This window comes from Campylobacter sp. FOBRC14 (assembly GCF_000287855.1).
Lineage (GTDB): Bacteria > Campylobacterota > Campylobacteria > Campylobacterales > Campylobacteraceae > Campylobacter_A > Campylobacter_A curvus.
The window spans coordinates 67,189-83,506 of sequence record NZ_ALJJ01000004.1 but is presented as its reverse complement, the minus strand read 5'-3'; the positions used below and the strand labels follow the sequence as shown (position 1 = coordinate 83,506).

17 protein-coding genes are annotated in these 16,318 nt (G+C 41.9%); 10 read left to right on the top strand and 7 right to left on the bottom strand.

Going from position 1 to position 16,318, the window contains the following annotated elements; translation table 11 throughout:
- Positions 1 to 539: 539 nt before the first annotated feature.
- The 6 genes from ttdB to larA all read right to left on the bottom strand — a co-directional run bounded on the left by ttdB (position 540) and on the right by larA (position 6,115).
- Positions 540 to 1,160: a L(+)-tartrate dehydratase subunit beta gene (ttdB, locus tag HMPREF1139_RS00485; RefSeq protein WP_009649355.1), complete on the bottom strand. Its 621-nt coding sequence runs from the start codon at positions 1,158 to 1,160 to the stop codon at positions 540 to 542.
- A complete protein-coding gene (gene ttdA / locus HMPREF1139_RS00480) occupies positions 1,153 to 2,055 on the bottom strand; it encodes a L(+)-tartrate dehydratase subunit alpha (protein ID WP_009649336.1) in 903 nt (300 codons plus the stop codon). Before ttdA ends, ttdB begins: the two co-directional genes overlap by 8 nt.
- Positions 2,056 to 2,189: 134 nt before the next feature.
- A complete protein-coding gene (gene larB / locus HMPREF1139_RS00475; RefSeq protein ID WP_009649321.1) occupies positions 2,190 to 2,936 on the bottom strand; it encodes a nickel pincer cofactor biosynthesis protein LarB in 747 nt (248 codons plus the stop codon).
- Positions 2,933 to 3,706: an ATP-dependent sacrificial sulfur transferase LarE gene (gene larE, locus HMPREF1139_RS00470; RefSeq protein WP_011992643.1), complete on the bottom strand. Its 774-nt coding sequence runs from the start codon at positions 3,704 to 3,706 to the stop codon at positions 2,933 to 2,935. Before larE ends, larB begins: the two co-directional genes overlap by 4 nt.
- Positions 3,678 to 4,862, bottom strand: a complete 1,185-nt coding sequence (larC, locus tag HMPREF1139_RS00465; RefSeq protein ID WP_009649340.1) for a nickel pincer cofactor biosynthesis protein LarC — start codon at positions 4,860 to 4,862, stop codon at positions 3,678 to 3,680. The genes larE and larC overlap by 29 nt, the downstream gene beginning before the upstream one ends.
- 2 nt (positions 4,863 to 4,864) lie before the next feature.
- Positions 4,865 to 6,115, bottom strand: a complete 1,251-nt coding sequence (gene larA / locus HMPREF1139_RS00460; RefSeq protein ID WP_009649339.1) for a nickel-dependent lactate racemase — start codon at positions 6,113 to 6,115, stop codon at positions 4,865 to 4,867.
- A gap of 270 nt (positions 6,116 to 6,385) precedes the next feature.
- On the opposite strand from larA, the gene HMPREF1139_RS00455 reads away from it, so the two are divergent.
- Positions 6,386 to 8,062: an anaerobic C4-dicarboxylate transporter gene (locus HMPREF1139_RS00455; RefSeq protein WP_009649286.1), complete on the top strand. Its 1,677-nt coding sequence runs from the start codon at positions 6,386 to 6,388 to the stop codon at positions 8,060 to 8,062.
- Between the two features lie 225 nt (positions 8,063 to 8,287).
- On the opposite strand, the gene flhB is transcribed toward HMPREF1139_RS00455, so the two are convergent.
- Entirely contained in the window at positions 8,288 to 9,364 is a 1,077-nt protein-coding gene (flhB, locus tag HMPREF1139_RS00450) for a flagellar biosynthesis protein FlhB (protein WP_009649363.1), read from the bottom strand.
- 220 nt (positions 9,365 to 9,584) lie between these two features.
- Between flhB and rplU the strand changes: the two genes are divergently transcribed.
- The 9 genes from rplU (at position 9,585) to HMPREF1139_RS00405 (ending at position 16,260) form a co-directional block, all read left to right on the top strand.
- The gene (gene rplU / locus HMPREF1139_RS00445; RefSeq protein ID WP_009649284.1) at positions 9,585 to 9,899 is read left to right on the top strand and encodes a 50S ribosomal protein L21; all 315 of its coding nucleotides are present in this window, start codon (positions 9,585 to 9,587) and stop codon (positions 9,897 to 9,899) included.
- 10 nt (positions 9,900 to 9,909) lie between these two features.
- Positions 9,910 to 10,167: a 50S ribosomal protein L27 gene (gene rpmA, locus HMPREF1139_RS00440; RefSeq protein WP_009649335.1), complete on the top strand. Its 258-nt coding sequence runs from the start codon at positions 9,910 to 9,912 to the stop codon at positions 10,165 to 10,167.
- Positions 10,168 to 10,266: 99 nt separating this feature from the next.
- Positions 10,267 to 11,361 carry a GTPase ObgE gene (gene obgE / locus HMPREF1139_RS00435; RefSeq protein ID WP_009649310.1) on the top strand — a complete coding sequence of 365 codons (1,095 nt, stop codon included), beginning with the start codon at positions 10,267 to 10,269 and terminating at the stop codon, positions 11,359 to 11,361.
- A gap of 37 nt (positions 11,362 to 11,398) precedes the next feature.
- Positions 11,399 to 11,716, top strand: coding sequence for a DMT family transporter (locus HMPREF1139_RS00430; protein WP_009649271.1), 318 nt, complete (start codon positions 11,399 to 11,401; stop codon positions 11,714 to 11,716).
- Positions 11,717 to 11,979: 263 nt separating this feature from the next.
- On the top strand, positions 11,980 to 12,972 hold the full coding sequence (locus HMPREF1139_RS00425; RefSeq protein WP_009649329.1) for an RHS repeat domain-containing protein: 993 nt from the start codon (positions 11,980 to 11,982) through the stop codon (positions 12,970 to 12,972).
- Between the two features lie 21 nt (positions 12,973 to 12,993).
- The gene (gene fmt / locus HMPREF1139_RS00420; RefSeq protein ID WP_009649283.1) at positions 12,994 to 13,899 is read left to right on the top strand and encodes a methionyl-tRNA formyltransferase; all 906 of its coding nucleotides are present in this window, start codon (positions 12,994 to 12,996) and stop codon (positions 13,897 to 13,899) included.
- Positions 13,900 to 13,965: 66 nt separating this feature from the next.
- A complete protein-coding gene (locus HMPREF1139_RS00415) occupies positions 13,966 to 14,601 on the top strand; it encodes a biotin--[acetyl-CoA-carboxylase] ligase (RefSeq protein WP_009649360.1) in 636 nt (211 codons plus the stop codon).
- A complete protein-coding gene (locus HMPREF1139_RS00410) occupies positions 14,598 to 15,380 on the top strand; it encodes a ParA family protein (protein WP_009649343.1) in 783 nt (260 codons plus the stop codon). Before HMPREF1139_RS00415 ends, HMPREF1139_RS00410 begins: the two co-directional genes overlap by 4 nt.
- A gap of 16 nt (positions 15,381 to 15,396) precedes the next feature.
- The gene (locus tag HMPREF1139_RS00405; protein WP_169753801.1) at positions 15,397 to 16,260 is read left to right on the top strand and encodes a ParB/RepB/Spo0J family partition protein; all 864 of its coding nucleotides are present in this window, start codon (positions 15,397 to 15,399) and stop codon (positions 16,258 to 16,260) included.
- Positions 16,261 to 16,318: the final 58 nt, after the last annotated feature.

Genomic DNA, 16,318 nt, shown 5'->3' with positions numbered 1-16,318 from the left:
ATATAATATATTATATCTTCTTAAAATATTATAAAATTATTGATATAATAACTTAAACTACAATTTATGTTTTTGAAATTAAGAAATTTTAATTTACTGATAATGAACTGATAAATTTATTGCATTTAATAAAGAAAGATATCAAGCAATGACTAATTACTCCAGTAAATTGGTCATAGTCATTGCAAGAGGTATTTTAGTAATATTAAATTTTATGAAAAGCTATTTTATTTCTACATATTTTGGGATATTATTCAGTTTATTCGTTTCTGCGATAAGTTAAATTTTATAGTGCCAATGAAGCGGAAATTTGGCTTGCTTGCTGCCGACTCTCATCATGACTAAATCTAACACATCGATAAATTTAACAGCGCTATATATCAAACACAAAATCCTAGCAAGCACTATGCAAGGATAAGCTGCACACACATATCTGTAATTGGACGCGTTTATATCCACGTTCGAGTAAGAGATCTACTGAAGTGGCATTCAAGATCGATCTACCCTCGCGAGCTTTATAGTTTGCGCACTAGTCAAGGTCATTTTATAAATCCTACCTGCTTGATGATCTCTGCGATAGCGATGTCTTTTTTGCGGTTAAATTCTATCTTATTCAGCTCAAATAAATTACCGCCGTGCACGTCTATAGATACAATCAGCGGGCCGAATTCTCTAACGCGACAGTTCCAAAGGCTCTCGGGCATTCCTAAATCTTTCCAATCCACACTTTCTATCGCCTCGACCTGTGTTGCCGCGATCACCGCGCATCCTGCAGGGAACACACAATGCAAGGCGCCAAATTCCTTACATCCTTGCATCGTACCTTCTCCCATGCCACCTTTGCCAACTATTATCCGCACGCCCGTTTTAGCGATAAATTCTTTTTCGAATTTTTCCATCCGCATGCTTGTGGTTGGTCCCACGGAAACGATCTCATAACGCTCATCCATACCACTTGCGATCTTTCTTACGATCGGCCCTGCGTGAAAGATCGCGCCACCTCTTATATCTAATGGTAGCTCGCGTCCCTCTTCGATCACACGTCTATGCGCTACATCTCGACAGGTTACGATATTTCCGCTTAGATAAATGATGTCACCGATTTTTATATCCTTTAGATCCTCCGCACTGATTGGTGTCGTTAAAATTTTCTTACTCATATTTGAAATCCTTATGTGATTTGACACTGAAATTTAACTCGCCGTCCCAAACGATATATCCCTTGCGATGCGACCAGCAGCCCACGTTGACCGCTACGGCGATTACGCTTGGATGGCGCGCGGTATTTTCGATATGCACGCCCATCACGGAGCTCATCCCGCGCAGACCCTGTGGACCAAGTCCGATAGAATTTATCCCATCCTCCAGCAGTAGCTCCATTTTAGCAGCTCGTTCATTGGGGTTGTGTGAGCCTATAGGGCGAAATAGCGCCTTTTTTGCACTCATCGAAGCTACTTCGATCGATGTTCCGATGCCCACGCCTACTAGTAGCGGTGGACAGGCGTTGACGCCGTAACTTGTCATTATGTCCATCACGAACTGTGTCACGCCCTCGTATCCCATACCGGGCATAAGCACGCCTGCTTTGCCGGGCAACGTACAGCCCCCACCCGCCATATAGGTATAAATTTCACATCCGCAGCTATTCGGTACTATCTCCCAAAATACACTCGGAACGCCCTTGCCGATATTTTTTCCGGTGTTATATTCGTCGAAGGTCTCAACGCTGTTGTGCCTCAACGGAGCTTCGCGCGTGGCTTGTAGCGTAGCGTTTACGAGTAAATTTTCCAGCTCCGAAACGAGTGGGAAATTTGCCCCGCACCTAAGTAAAAACTGGATAGCACCAGTATCTTGGCACGACGGGCGATTTAGTTCGCGCGCCAGGCGCTGGTTTTCAAACATCGTATCGTAAATAGTACGTGCCAGCGGTAGCGTCTCTTTCTTGGCTAGTTCCTCTAATTTTGCACTTACGTCATCTGGTAAAACTTTACCCGAATATCCCAAAAATTTCGCCATGACATCCGTCATTTTGGCGACTTGTTCATCTTTTTGCATCTTCGCTCCTTTCAAAAATTTTTTTGACTTTGCCTCGAAATAGAATTCAGACTAAATTGCAAACGTTTGCGCTATCCTCCAAGCTAAAGCACGATTAAATTTTATCTCGCGACACCGATCGCAAATGTCAAATTTCAAAGATGGTTTATTATGCTGGCGTTATAAGCTGCGCCGTAGCCATTGTCGATATTTACAACCGTAATGCCGTTCGCGCAACTGTTTAACATACCTAAAAGCGCCGCCGCCCCGCCAAGTCCCGTACCATATCCTACGCTAGTAGGCACTGCTATGACGGGTGCTTTTACGAGCCCTGCTATCACGCTTGGTAAAGCCCCCTCCATGCCAGCTACTGCGATCACGACCCTTGCGCCTTGGATATCATCTAGCTTTGAAAATAGCCTATGTATACCAGCCACACCTACGTCGGTTATCTTTTTGACACTGTTTCCTAGAAATTTTGCCGTCTCATAAGCTTCCTCGACTACTGACATATCGGACGTTCCTGCCGAGATGATAGCAATGTAACTATCTGTTAAATTCTGTTTTTTAAACATTAGGCTTATAGTCTTTGCCCTCATATTAAATTTGGCTTCTTTAAAATGTTTATAAATGAGCTCAAAAACTTGTTCATCGGCTCTAGTTATCAAGATATTTTGTTTTATGGCGGCTAAATTTTTAGTAATTGTTAAAATTTCATCGACCGTCTTGCCTTCACCGTATATCACTTCGCCAATACCGCTTCTAAGTTCTCTTTGAGTATCTAATTTGGCGCATCCTATATCGCTAAAGGGATAGTTTTTTAGATATTTTAAGGCATTTTCATCTGAAATTTCACCGTTTTTTATGCGTTTTATCAGATTTAAAATTTCACTCTCGTTCATTTTAAAATTTCCTCTCTCAACCCCTTTAGATCGAGCAAAATTTGTAGCTCACCCATGGCGTTTATCTCCTTTATGATCGGTTTAAATTTATCGTCTGCCGTAAATCGAGCCATATCGATGCCACTCATTTGTAGCTTTATGCTTTTGCCATCAAAGCGCGCTCTGATATTTTTGTAGCCATTTTTTATCAGTAAATTTTCAACTTTTTCAATCAAAGCTAGATCGCTTGGATTAAATTTATGTCCATGCGGTAGGCGCGTCAATAAACACGCGTAGCTTGGTTTGTCGTGAGTAGGTAAATTTAACTCGCGGGAAAGTTCGCGTATATCAACTTTACTTAAATTTTTAAGTGGCGAAAGCACGCCAAGCTCGTCCTTGGCTTTGAGACCCGGACGATATTCGCCAAGATCGTCTGCATTCGTACCGTCAGCGATATTTGTAAAGCCCAGTTCACACGCTCTTTTCATCAGCTGTGCAAATACGCTCTTTTTGCAGATATAGCAGCGATCCTTGGGATTATCAGTGATGTCCTCTAGTATTCCGAGCTCTAAAATTTCATGCTTTATGTTATAAATTTTGCAAAATTCCACCGCTTCGTCTATCTCGCGAGCGGACATATAAGGCGATTTTATCGTGATTGCGACAGCCTTTTCTCCTAACACGTCGTTTGCTAACTTGGCTAAAAGCGAGCTATCAACTCCACCCGAGAAGGCCACGGCGAGGTTACCAAACTTTTTTATATCATTTTTTAGAATTTCTAACTTCGTCATATTGCTTTAAAATTTCTTTTTTTACTATATTTAACGTAGTATCATATTTTTTAGCGGCTAGTTTACAGTCGTCAAATTCGGGCTTTAATTTCAAATTTTGGTTACCAAAATTTGAAATTTTAAGCTTTATCTCGCCAAATTTTGATCTAACGGTTACAAATTCGCGCCTTAGCTCAGTCTTTAAGACATCTATCTCTCGCACCCCGATCGATGAAGTATGCTTAAAAATCAGCTCTTTTAGCTTATTGCAATCTTGAATTTTACAAAGTACATTTAGCTCAAGCCCGATACGTCCTTTTTTCATGAAAACGGAGCGACTAAATACATCAAGAGCACCGTTTTCAAGCAATAGCTCGCAGGCAAATGCGAGACCTTCGGCGTCCATATCGTCTATATTGGTTTGGATGAGTTTTTGATAGTTTTGGCAGGCATTGTCATTATTACAAAGCATGACACGAAGCACGTTTGGAAATTCAGCCTCTTTGCTACCTGCGCCATAACCGATCTTTTCTATACAAAAATAGGCTTTATCACAAAATTTAGAGGCAAATTCCTTTAATATCGCAGCTCCTGTTGGAGTCGTGAGCTCAAAATCAGCTTTTCCTATGCTGACTGGTACACTCTTTAAAATTTCGCAGACCGCAGGTGTGGGAACGCTCAAAATTCCGTGTTCACACTCAACGTTTCCACCGCCAAGCTCGACTTTAGAGCTTATTATCTCGTCTACTTTAAGATGCTCTATGCAGATACAAGCCCCTACGATATCGACTATGCTATCAATCGCACCTACTTCGTGGAAATGGACGTCTTCAACATTTTTGCCATGGATTTTGGCTTCGGCTGCGGCGATTTTTTCAAATATATTTTTGGCTTTTTGCTTGCAAAATTCGCTCAACTTGGACTCATTTAGAATTTTCTTTATATCCGTAAAATTTCTATAACTAAGAATATTTGCATTTGGCAAGACATCTATCTTTGTACTTTTTATACCTTGTTTTAAAATTTGTTTACAAGTAAGTGTAAATTCATTATTGAGCCCAAGCTTGTCAAGTTCGCTTTTTAAAAATAAAAATTCTACGCCGACATCGACAAGAGCACCCAAATTCATATCTCCACTGATGCCGCAACTAGTGTCGTAGTATAAAATTTTACTCAAATTTAGACCTTTGGTACCGTCATAGAACCAAACGGGAGTATGGCAATTTTAGCGTTTTCACCTTTTTCTTTAAGGGCATCATTGAGCGCTTTTTGTAAGTCATGATAAGGTTTTAGATGCACGGCACGCATTTCTTCGTCGCTTAGATCCGTGACTGCCCAAGTCTGGGCCCAAAGTGAAATTTCAGCCATCTTAGCGGCTTTGTGGTAGCCTAGATGAAATTCTTTGTTTATCTTTTCGAGTACTTTTTGAGGTGTATCTGCCGATGCCATTAGATTGAAAAACGGCTTTGGGCCGATACCGGTGCGGCATTTTGCTACCATTATTAATATTCCATTTTTTGCAAGAGCTAGTTTGCCGTTATCGAGTGCTTTTTGAGCCTGGTAAAGGTCGACATCCATAGGATATGGAGCAACTGAGATCACGATGTCGGCCTTTTGCGGAATTTTTACGCAAAATACCTCGTCAGCCTTTTTTATACAATCATAAAAGCTATCATTTAGATGCCCGCTACTGGCGTAATACACGCTATGATCACTATCAAGCACTGTCATGATGGCAAATACATCGATATTTGAAAGTACTTTCATCGCATCAACCATATCTTCATGCACGGGGTTACCTTCGAGTCTGAGCGCTTGAGCGTCGGGGCTGAGAGCTAGCTTGTGGTTTTGCTCGATAGTTTCATACTTTGCAGTGCCAGGTAAAAAAGACTTCCTACCGCCCGTATAGCCTGCGAAATAGTGTGGCTCGACCGAGCCGATGGCGATCACCTTTTTGGCCTGTGCTACGATTTTATTTAGATACATTTGAGTGCCATTTTCACTTTCGCCTAGAAATGTCATCTCGTCGTTTTTCGAGTCGTGGCTATGAATTTCATTTTTTATCTTCAACTCATTGTAAATTTCCTTTGAAAATATCAAATGATATTCATCCTCAGTCGGATCTCTATGGCAACCGTTTGCGATAACGAAAATTTTATCTTTATCTCTTAATTTTGGATAAATTTGAGCTAAAATTTTAGCCGTTGGTGTCGGGCGTGTGCCGTCGTTTACTAAAATGACGATTTTTTCTTTCGTATCTATGAATTTATCGAAAGATACATGATTTACTGGATTGTCAAGAGCTTGTTTTATGAGCACTTTTTCGTCAAATTTTTGTACGGGATTAGGATTGAATACACCTAAAAGATTTTTTTCATCTACCCACACCTTAAAATCATCGTTTTTCCCATATGCAACAGAGATTTGCATGAGGATCTCCTTAATTGAAATTAATTTTTACATATTATATCTAAAATTTTATTAGACTAAATGTAATTTAAACTAATCATAGTAGCTATATGAAAAATTTATGATATTCCTGATTATTGACTATAAACTTGCTATATATTGGAAATATGGACTTTTATGAGCCATGTCGCTTTTTGTAAAAATATGATTTTAACTAGAATTTAAATTTTTAATTATCGTTTAATTTTTAAATAAATATAATTTCTGCAAATTCATATACAAGGAGTAAATATGGACTTTTTGACAAGTCTGAGTGAAAGCACACAATTTGTGTTGCAGCTGATTGTAGTGCTTGGTTGTTTGTTCTACGGAGCAAAAAAGGGCGGTATGGCGCTTGGTATTCTTGGGGGTATAGGACTTGTTATTCTTGTATTTGCTTTTAGAATGCAGCCTGGCAAGCCTGCTGTCGATGTTATCTTGACTATTTTGGCTGTTGTTGTTGCAAGTGCGACATTGCAGGCTACGGGCGGACTTGATGTTATGCTTCAGATGGCGGAAAAGGCCCTTAGAAAGCATCCAAAATTCGTTTGTTATCTAGCCCCTATTTGCGGTTGGACATTGACCGTTTTATGTGGCACTGGACATACTGTATATACGTTGCTTCCGATTATTTATGACGTATCTATAAAAAGTGGCATCCGCCCAGAGCGTCCGTTGGCTGCCACCACTGTATCGTCACAACTTGCTATTATAGCTAGTCCAGTTTCGGTTGCGGGCGTTTCTATGGTCGCGGTCTTGCTTGGCACTGGAACTAGCATAGAAGGATTTTCTAGCTATCTTGACCTTTTAAAAGTTACCATACCTTCGACGTTTCTTGGTATGCTCGCTATTGGTACGTATTCTATTTTTAGAGGAAAAGACTTGGATAAAGATCCTGAATTTCAAGCAAAGATCGCAGATCCCGAGCAAAAAAAATATATTTACGGCTCCGAGGGTGTTAAATCTTTCATTGGCGTAAAACTACCGAGAGTTCAGTGGAATGCAATGTGGATATTTTTAGCTGCTATCGCTCTTGTGGCGGTTTTGGGCTATTATAAACAGCTTCGTCCTTCTTGGACCTCTAATGTCCCGGGAAAATCGATCGAAATTCTAGTTGATAAAAAAGCCGTAAAAACCATCAATGTCAAAGACGGCCAAGTCGTAGCCATGGTCGATAACGGTCAAATTTCGCAAGATGTAAAAGACAACAAAGTCAAAAATAATACTAAATTTAATAGTGTCGAAATTTACGGCAAAGATAAAAAGCTAACTCAAAGTGTCGTATCGCAAGATGGAAATGTAGTCATAACGACCGGTGATAAGAGTGAAACTATAAATTCAGCCGTTATATCGGTAAAAGATACATTTAAGAAGACTTCGCCTTTAGATATGGTTAGCACTATTCAAATTTTTATGCTGCTAGCGGCTGCGATAATGATGATCTACTCTGGCATCAAATCTGCCAAGATCGCTCAAAATGAAATTTTTCATAGTGGTATGGTGGCGCTTGTTGCGATTTATGGAATTTCATGGATGGCTGATACTATGTTCCATGCGCATATCGAGATGCTCAAAAATTCTCTTGGTGCGGTAATGGTAGCGTATCCTTGGACTTATATCATTGTCGGTATGTTGATTTCTAAATTTTTGAACTCTCAAGCCGCTGCCGCTGCTACTTTTGTGCCGCTTGCCGTTCAAATAGGTGTGGATCCTGGCATCATCATAGCATTTGCCACTGCGTGCTACGGATACTTTATCTTGCCTACATATCCAAGCGACCTTGCCGCTATCCAGTTTGACCGCTCTGGCACGACGCATATCGGCAAATACGTTATCAACCACAGCTTTATCATTCCTGGATTTATCGGAGTATTTTCATCATGCTTCTTTGGCTGGATACTTGCGAGTGCTTACGGATTTGTCAATTAAGTTTTATGCTCTCCTTTTAGGGGAGCATATTTTTCTTCTTTTTAAAATTTTTTGATAGATTTCGTTTTGATAAAGTTGACCAGGACTATGGTGTGTTTTTTATCTAAGCTTTGCCTCGCAACTCTTTAAGGCGCTTTGTCGCGTTCCAAACTGCTTTCCAAAAGTAGCAATTTTGTCATTTATACTATTTTACTATGATAAAATAGCAATAAATCTATATTTGGTTTATTTCAGCTTATCGCCAAATTTCTTGATATTGCTCGTATAGACAAAGCTTAGCACCTCTGCTACGGCTCGAAATAGCTCTGCTGGTATAGTGTCTTCGACCTCACAGACTCGGTAAAGCTCGCGTGCTAGCGGCGGATTTTCGTAAATTTGCACTCCGTGTTCGAGGGCAATTTTTCTTATCTGTAAAGCCATCATATCCACGCCTTTTGCCAGAATGACCGGCGCACTGTCTTTTGATTTATCGTATCTTACGGCGACGGCGTAGTGAGTCGGATTTGTTATAACGACATCAGCTTGCGGGACGTTTTGCATCATGCGTCTTTTAGCCGCTTGCATCTGCATACGACGTATACGCCCCTTTACTTGCGGGTCGCCCTCCATTTGTTTGTATTCGTCCTTGACCTCTTGCTTGCTCATACGAAGGTCTTTAAAATACTGAAACCGCACGATTAATAGGTCCAAAAGGCCGATTACAAGTAGGATCAAGAGCATGACTCCGACTAGGATTATCAGCTTTTCTTTTAACCACGCCAGCTGATCGAACATCGATAAAAACAGCGTATGAGGCAGCTCTTTTATAAACTGTAAAAAAAAGTAGAACGCGACTCCAAATACAGCGCTAACTTTGGCCACGATCTTTACGCTATCTATCGCTTTTTTCATTGAAAATAGATTTTTTAGCCCCTTTAGTGGATTTATCTTGTTTATATCGGGAGTGATGGGCTTTGTCGTAAAAATGAAGCCAAATTGCATGACATTTGCGACGATGCCGGCTATCGCCACGCAGATACATATCGGCAGTATCATCAAAAGCGACCTTGCGAGGGTGTTTATGACGATCAAATTTAGCGCGCTAGGAGTGATCTCTACGCCTATAAATTTACTGTAATAAATATAAAGCGCCACGACTTGTTCTCGCATGAAATTTAGCATAGCAAGCAGCACCAAGATAGCTATGACAAGTGTCGCAAAGCCCGCGATATCTTGACTTTTGGGGACGTTGCCGTCTTTTTTGGCGTCTTCTATCTTTTTGGAGGTCGCTTCTTCGGTTTTTTCCTGATCGTCGTCTGCCATTTTTACTTTGCGCTAAATTTTAAATTTTGAGCGCGTTTTCCTTTGCTGAATTTAGGCGATTATACCCAAAACAAATTTAAAATTTCGGATAGATTTCAAATTTACTTTCAACCAAAATTTATAAATTTTTAGGTATCATCCATTCCTTATAACCAACAAAGCTCCATAAATCTTTTTCACAAAAGTGCTTTTTGGTAACTTACCAAAAGAAAGGTAGAGTATGTCAAAATACGCTATTATAAAACATGGCGGCAAACAATATCGTGTCAGCGAGGGCGAGTATATCAAGCTTGACAGGTTTGAAGCCGAGGCAAAATCAACCGTCGAAATCACAGAAGTTTTGGCTGTAAATGACGGTGGTATCAAGGTAGGTGCGCCGTTCGTAAAGGGTGCAAAAGTTGTCTTAGAAGTCGTAAATTTAGGTAAAGACAAAAAAGTCGTGATCTATAAAAAACGTAGACGCAAAGACTCGAAGCTTAAACGCGGTTTTAGAAGACAATTTACACGCGTTAAAGTCGTTAGTATCGCAGCTTAAAGGAGATTAGATGGCACACAAAAAAGGTCAGGGCTCGACCCAAAATAACCGAGACAGTATCGGACGCCGACTAGGTGTCAAGAAATTTGGCGGCGAATTCGTCCGTGCAGGAAACATCATCATCCGCCAGCGCGGCACAGCTACTCACGCAGGCAGCAACGTAGGTCTTGGCAAAGATCACACGATATTTGCATTGATTGACGGCTTTGTAAAATTCGAAAGAAAAGACAAAAACAGAAAAAAAGTTTCCGTTTATCCTGCCGCTTAAATTTTAGGAAGCTTTGGCTTCCTAAATTCCTCAAAATTCATAAAAATCAAATCTTAAACCGTAAATCGCTATAATCAGCAAAAATTTTTAAGGCAAAAAATGTTTATAGATAGTGTAAATTTGACCCTAAGTTCGGGGCATGGTGGAGCCGGGGCAGTGAGTTTTAGGCGCGAGAAGCACGTCATCTTAGGAGGACCTGACGGCGGAGACGGTGGCGACGGCGGAGATGTGTACTTAATCGCAGACAATAACTCCCACACGCTAGCTGCGTACAAGGGCAAAAGGGCGCTCAAAGCCCAAAACGGCGAGGCGGGCTCGGGGAGGCGGATGACCGGCAAAAAGGGCGAAAATCTCGAACTCATCGTGCCGCCCGGCACTGCCGTGTATGACGCGCAGACGAATGAACTTTTGGCAGATCTTACCAAAGAGAGCGAGCGCGTGCTGTTTTTAAAAGGCGGCAAGGGCGGGCTTGGCAACGTGCATTTTAAAAGCTCGATCAACCAAGCCCCTGAATACGCGCAAAAGGGTCTGCCTGAGGAGACGCGCGACGTGCGTTTAGAGCTAAAACTCATCGCCGATGTCGGTTTAGTTGGCTTTCCAAACGTCGGCAAATCCACGCTCATTTCGACCGTTTCAAATGCGAAGCCGCAGATCGCAAACTACGAATTTACCACGCTCACGCCAAAGCTAGGTCTTGTCGAGGTCGATGAATACAGCGGCTTTGTGATGGCGGACATCCCCGGCATCATCGAGGGTGCGAGCGACGGACGCGGGCTTGGACTTAAATTTTTAAAGCACATCGAGCGTACGAAAATTTTGCTTTATATGCTCGATCTCGCCAACTACCGAAGCCTAAAAGAGCAGTTTGTCACGCTTCGCGGCGAAGTTGAGAAATTTTCGCCCGAACTTGCCAAAAGAGACTTTGCCATCGCTTTGACGCGCATGGACGCGGCGGAAAATTTGGAGCGAAAAGTCGGCGAATTTTTACAAATTTTAGGACTTAGCGGCGAGCGGTCAAATTTGATTGACGAAGCGGGCAAGGCGGGTAAAAATTTGATTTACAAGCAAGACATTTACGAATTTGACGACTCAAAGCCATATTTTGTCATGCCGATCAGCTCCGCGACAAATCAAAATATCACCGAGCTTAAATTTAGCCTGCTCGAACTGCTGAAAAAGGAAAATTTCAAATGATTTTTGCCGGAAATTTGACCGAAACGAGAGGGTAAAAATGGGTTGGATATACTTGATATGCGCCGGACTTATGGAGATGGGCTGGCCCGTGGGGCTAAAAATGGCGCAGCAAGAGGGCTCGCGAGTGCTCGGGGTTTGTGTGGCGATAGCGTTTATGGCGTCGAGCGGGTTTTTGCTCTGGCTGGCGCAGCGCGAGATACCTATCGGCACGTCTTACGCAGTCTGGACGAGCATCGGTGCGGCAGGGACGTTTCTCGTCGGTGTGTGGTTTTACGGCGATGCGGCGAGCCTGTGGAAATATTTTGGCGTGCTCTTGATACTTAGCGGCGTGGTAGTGCTAAAAGTCGCACCGTAGATAATAAAATTTGGCTGGAGGGATAGTTTAAGCGCTCGAAGTCGCAAAATGGCTAAATTTTACTTCGCGTTGCCACTTAAACGCCGGTCGCATTTTTATTTTAGGACGCTTCGCCAGGCTTGCAAACTACAAAGTAGAAGCAAATTAAAAAGATTTCTTTAAGTGTGCTGTTTGCGCTTGTGTTTGCATTGAAGTAAATAAGATACTGCAAAATGAAACATCGGCGCTTTATCTTAAAAGGGCTTAAATTTTAAAGGATACGAATGAAAATTTTGCTTTTCGTTTTACTAGCCATTACAAGCGCCATGGCTTTTTTAAACCCAAAGCAGCCACGAACTCCGACGCCATTTCCAGCGCAGGCTTTTACCGACTGGCAATGGTTTGGGCTAAAAGGCAATGTTAAAAGCATAGAGATGAAGCAAAGGGTGCTGCGGGATGAAAAATTTATCACCAAGCAAGAAAAATTTATAGAATTTGACGAGAGCGGACGATTGACGCAGTATCAGCACTTTATAAATGGCAGACTGGATTACGCGGTATTTTATGAGTTTGATGACGAGGGCAGATTGGCTCGTAGCATCGATAAATTTGGCTCATTTAGCTACGCTTACGAGACCGATAAAAACGGTCATATCATCGTCATCAAAAAGCCAGGTAAAAAGGGCAAAGTCCTAAGGCTAATCTACGATAAAAACGGCGCTTTGATAAACAAAGACGACGCCAAAATCACCAAAAATAGCAAAAATTTTGGCGGTAGCGACGCACTAAATCAAAGCAAAACCTACGACGCAAACGGACGGCTTGTCAAGACCCACGCGGTAAGCAGTGGCGTAGTTATCGGCAACTATGAGATTGGCTACGACGAATGGGGCAATAAAATTTCCGTCTATGACAAAAACGCGCAAAAATTCGTGATGAAGGCACAGACCAAGTATTGGGGTGATGGGTTGCTGAAATTTAAGCACGAAAGCATCGATATGCAGACAAGCGATACGTGGTATGACGCGCGCGGTAATGAAGTATTTGTCAGAGAGTTTTGGCATGGCGATACGTCCGCTCCAAAGCCGCTGCTAACAAAGCAAATCATCACCATAAATAGCTACGATAAATTTGACAATCTAATAAATTCGCGCGGTATCAGAGAGGACGACGGGCACGGCAACGCCCCTGATAGGACGAACACCGACCCTACTATACTAAAAGATGTGCGCGGCAAAGTGGTGGAAATTTTGGATAATAACATAACGTATTATTAAAGCTAAATTTAAAGGAAAAAGATGAATATAATTTTTATGGGCACGCCTGCGTACGCAAGGACGATCTTGGATGCGCTCGTGCGCGCTGGTATCGGTGTCGCGGGCGTTTTTACGCAGCCTGATAAACCGGTCGGCAGGAAGCAAATTTTAACTCCAAGCGAGGTTAAAATTTACGCGCAGCAAAATTTACCGCATGCAAAAATTTTTCAGCCAAAGACGCTAAAAGAGGGGACGGTCGCGGCTGAAATTTTAGCCTTAAAGCCCGATTTTATCGTGGTTGCAGCGTATGGGAAAATTTTGCCAAAGAGCGTTTTAGATATCGCTCCTTGTATAAATTTACACGCCTCTATCCTGCCTAAATATCGCGGCGCAAGCCCGATACAAGCAGCTTTGCTAAATGGCGAAAAGAACACTGGCGTGACGGCGATGCTGATGGACGAGGGGCTTGATACGGGCGATATGCTGGGCTTTACTCACGTTTCGTGCGAGGGCAAAAGATCGGCTGAGATGTTTGAGATTTTGGGCGAGCTGGCGGGCGAGCTGGCGGTAAAAACGCTTTTTGATTTTAAAAATTTGACACCGCAAAAGCAAGATGACGCGCTCGCAACCCACTGCAAAAAGATACAAAAGTCAGACGGACTTGTAAATTTGAGCGAGGATGCGGAGCAAATTTACAATAAATTTCGCGCTTTTCACGAGTGGCCGGGCGTCTTTCTTGAAAGCGGGCTTAAATTTTTGGAGTTAAATTTAGCTGAGGGTAGCGGAGCGGCGGGGGAGATTTTACGCATCGAAAAGGACGGATTTGTCGTGGCTTGCGGCACGGGTGCGCTTAAAATCCTCGCCCTACAAGAAGCGGGCAAAAAGGCGCTGGACGCAAAAGCCTATATAAATGGAAAGCGGCTCGTGGCTGGCAATAAAATTTCTTAACTTAAATTTAAACTGCGATACGACTAATTTTGGTAGTGCCCTTTTAGGGCAAATTTAGGAGAAAATTTGATAGTAGAATTTGTTGATAGCGTGGGATCGACGCAGGAAGTTTTGTGCGAGGGCGTGCGAAACTTGACTATAAATCCGCCCTTCATGCTCGTAGCCAAAGAGCAAACTAACGGTATCGGAAGCCGCGGAAATTCTTGGCAGGGGCTTAAGGGCAACCTATTTTTGTCATTTTGCTTGGATGAAGATTCTTTGCCAAAGGATCTGCCAAGTGCGTCGGCGTCGATATATTTTTCAATGATAATGAAGGAAATTCTAAGCTTAAAGGGCTCTAAGATTTGGGTCAAATGGCCAAATGATTTTTACGTGGACGATAAAAAAATAGGCGGCACCATCACGACAAAGATAAATTCCGTTTATGTTTGTGGCATGGGTATGAACCTGCAAAATGCTCCTGAAAATGCGGGGGTTTTGGACATAAATATAGCCGCAAACGACGTAGTTTGGGACTTCGTGCAAATGCTAGAAAAAAAGATTTTATGGAAGCAGACTTTTAGCAAATTTAGGATAGACTTTCAGAAATCAAAAAAATTCATCACGCATATAGGTGCGCAGGCGGTATCGCTCGAGGGTGCGCAGCTTTGTGATGACGGCGCGATTTTATTAAACGAAAAAAAGGTGTATTCTTTAAGATGAGTGAAGTTATAACGATAGCAAATCAAAAAGGTGGGGTCGGAAAGACGACTACGGCTGTAAATTTAGCTGCATCTTTGGCGGTTGCCGAGAAAAAGGTTTTGCTCGTGGATATCGATCCTCAGGCGAATGCGACGACCGGGCTAGGATTTAACAGAAGCGATTATGAGTTTAATATCTATCACGTTTTGACCGATCGCAAAAAACTCTCTCAGATCGTTCTTAAAACCGAGATACCTACGCTATTTTTAGCCCCCTCAAACATCGGACTAGTCGGCATAGAGCAAGAATTTAACGATCAAAACAAAGACTATAAGCTGATTTTAAAAAATAAAATCGCAGAAGTCATAGATGACTATGACTTCATCATTATCGATAGCCCTCCCGCGCTTGGTAGCATAACGATAAATGCGCTTAGTGCGAGCGATAGTGTGATAATCCCGATACAATGCGAATTTTACGCACTTGAGGGCTTGGCACTCATCCTAAATACCGTAAAAATCATCAAAAAGACGATAAATCCAAAGCTTAGTATCAAGGGATTTTTGCCAACGATGTTCAGCTCGCAAAACAACCTCTCAAAAGAGACGATCGCAAATTTAAAACAGCATTTTAAACATAAACTTTTTACGAGCAAGGACGACAAGGACGATCTAGTCGTTATCCCTCGTAATGTCAAATTAGCCGAGAGCCCTAGCTTTGGCAAGCCGGTCATCCTTTACGATATAAAATCGCCGGGCTCGATAGCGTATCAAAATTTGGCATATTCGATTTTAAATTGAAATTTTAAGGATCTAGATAGTGAAGAAAAAGAGTTTGGGGCGCGGACTTAGCGCGATATTTGAGGATGTGGAGCAGGCATATAAAAAAGAATTTGCAGATCTTAGCTCGGACTCAGATATCGTCGAAGAGATAGAGATAGCTAAAATTTTGCCAAACCCTTACCAGCCGCGTCAACATTTTGACGAGGAGGCGCTAAAAGAGCTTAGTGAGAGCATAAAAAGACACGGGCTCATCCAGCCTATAATCGTCATAAAAAAAGACGACGGCTATATGCTGATCGCCGGCGAGCGCAGATACCGCGCTACAAAGATGCTGGGCGAGCGCAAGATCAAGGCCATCATAGCCGATCTAAAATCTCAAAATTTACGCGAGCTTGCACTTATAGAAAATATCCAACGTGAAAATTTAAACCCGATAGAGCTTGCAAATTCCTATAAAGAGCTCATCAACGAATACAAAATCACCCAAGACGGGCTCGCAAACATCATACACAAAAGTAGGACTCAGATAACAAACACTATGAGGCTTCTTTTGCTCAGTAAATCCACGCAAAAACTACTGCAAGAAGACAAGCTAACTCAAGGTCACGCAAAGGTCATCGTAGGTCTTAGTGCGGGCGATGAAAAGATGATCGTAGATACCGTGATCGGTCAGAAGCTAAGCGTGAGAGAGACTGAAAATTTAGTCAAAAAGCTCAAAAACAAAGACTTGCAAAAAAAAGAAAAACCGAGTATTTCAAAAGAGTATGCCGATAAACTCTTGAAACTTCAGGGCGTATTCGAAGGTTTTGATATAAAATCCAAAATCAAATCTAAAAATCTAATACTAGAATTTAGTGATACGACGCAGATCGAAAAATTTATAGATAAGCTGAAATAAAATTTTAAATTTAATTTTATTTTTTACAATTTTATTGTAAAATCAGCTCCGATTTTAG

What these genes read in the sequence shown, in the direction of transcription:
- rplU (WP_009649284.1), top strand. Translation starts at nt 9,585, where the DNA reads ATGTCAAAATACGCTATTATAAAACATGGCGGCAAACAATATCGTGTC.
- obgE (WP_009649310.1), top strand. Translation starts at nt 10,267, where the DNA reads ATGTTTATAGATAGTGTAAATTTGACCCTAAGTTCGGGGCATGGTGGA.
- ttdB (WP_009649355.1), bottom strand. Translation starts at nt 1,160, where the DNA reads ATGAGTAAGAAAATTTTAACGACACCAATCAGTGCGGAGGATCTAAAG.
- HMPREF1139_RS00430 (WP_009649271.1), top strand. Translation starts at nt 11,399, where the DNA reads ATGGGTTGGATATACTTGATATGCGCCGGACTTATGGAGATGGGCTGG.
- HMPREF1139_RS00455 (WP_009649286.1), top strand. Translation starts at nt 6,386, where the DNA reads ATGGACTTTTTGACAAGTCTGAGTGAAAGCACACAATTTGTGTTGCAG.
- larE (WP_011992643.1), bottom strand. Translation starts at nt 3,706, where the DNA reads ATGACGAAGTTAGAAATTCTAAAAAATGATATAAAAAAGTTTGGTAAC.
- flhB (WP_009649363.1), bottom strand. Translation starts at nt 9,364, where the DNA reads ATGGCAGACGACGATCAGGAAAAAACCGAAGAAGCGACCTCCAAAAAG.
- fmt (WP_009649283.1), top strand. Translation starts at nt 12,994, where the DNA reads ATGAATATAATTTTTATGGGCACGCCTGCGTACGCAAGGACGATCTTG.
- HMPREF1139_RS00425 (WP_009649329.1), top strand. Translation starts at nt 11,980, where the DNA reads ATGAAAATTTTGCTTTTCGTTTTACTAGCCATTACAAGCGCCATGGCT.
- HMPREF1139_RS00410 (WP_009649343.1), top strand. Translation starts at nt 14,598, where the DNA reads ATGAGTGAAGTTATAACGATAGCAAATCAAAAAGGTGGGGTCGGAAAG.
- larA (WP_009649339.1), bottom strand. Translation starts at nt 6,115, where the DNA reads ATGCAAATCTCTGTTGCATATGGGAAAAACGATGATTTTAAGGTGTGG.
- larB (WP_009649321.1), bottom strand. Translation starts at nt 2,936, where the DNA reads ATGAACGAGAGTGAAATTTTAAATCTGATAAAACGCATAAAAAACGGT.
- rpmA (WP_009649335.1), top strand. Translation starts at nt 9,910, where the DNA reads ATGGCACACAAAAAAGGTCAGGGCTCGACCCAAAATAACCGAGACAGT.
- ttdA (WP_009649336.1), bottom strand. Translation starts at nt 2,055, where the DNA reads ATGCAAAAAGATGAACAAGTCGCCAAAATGACGGATGTCATGGCGAAA.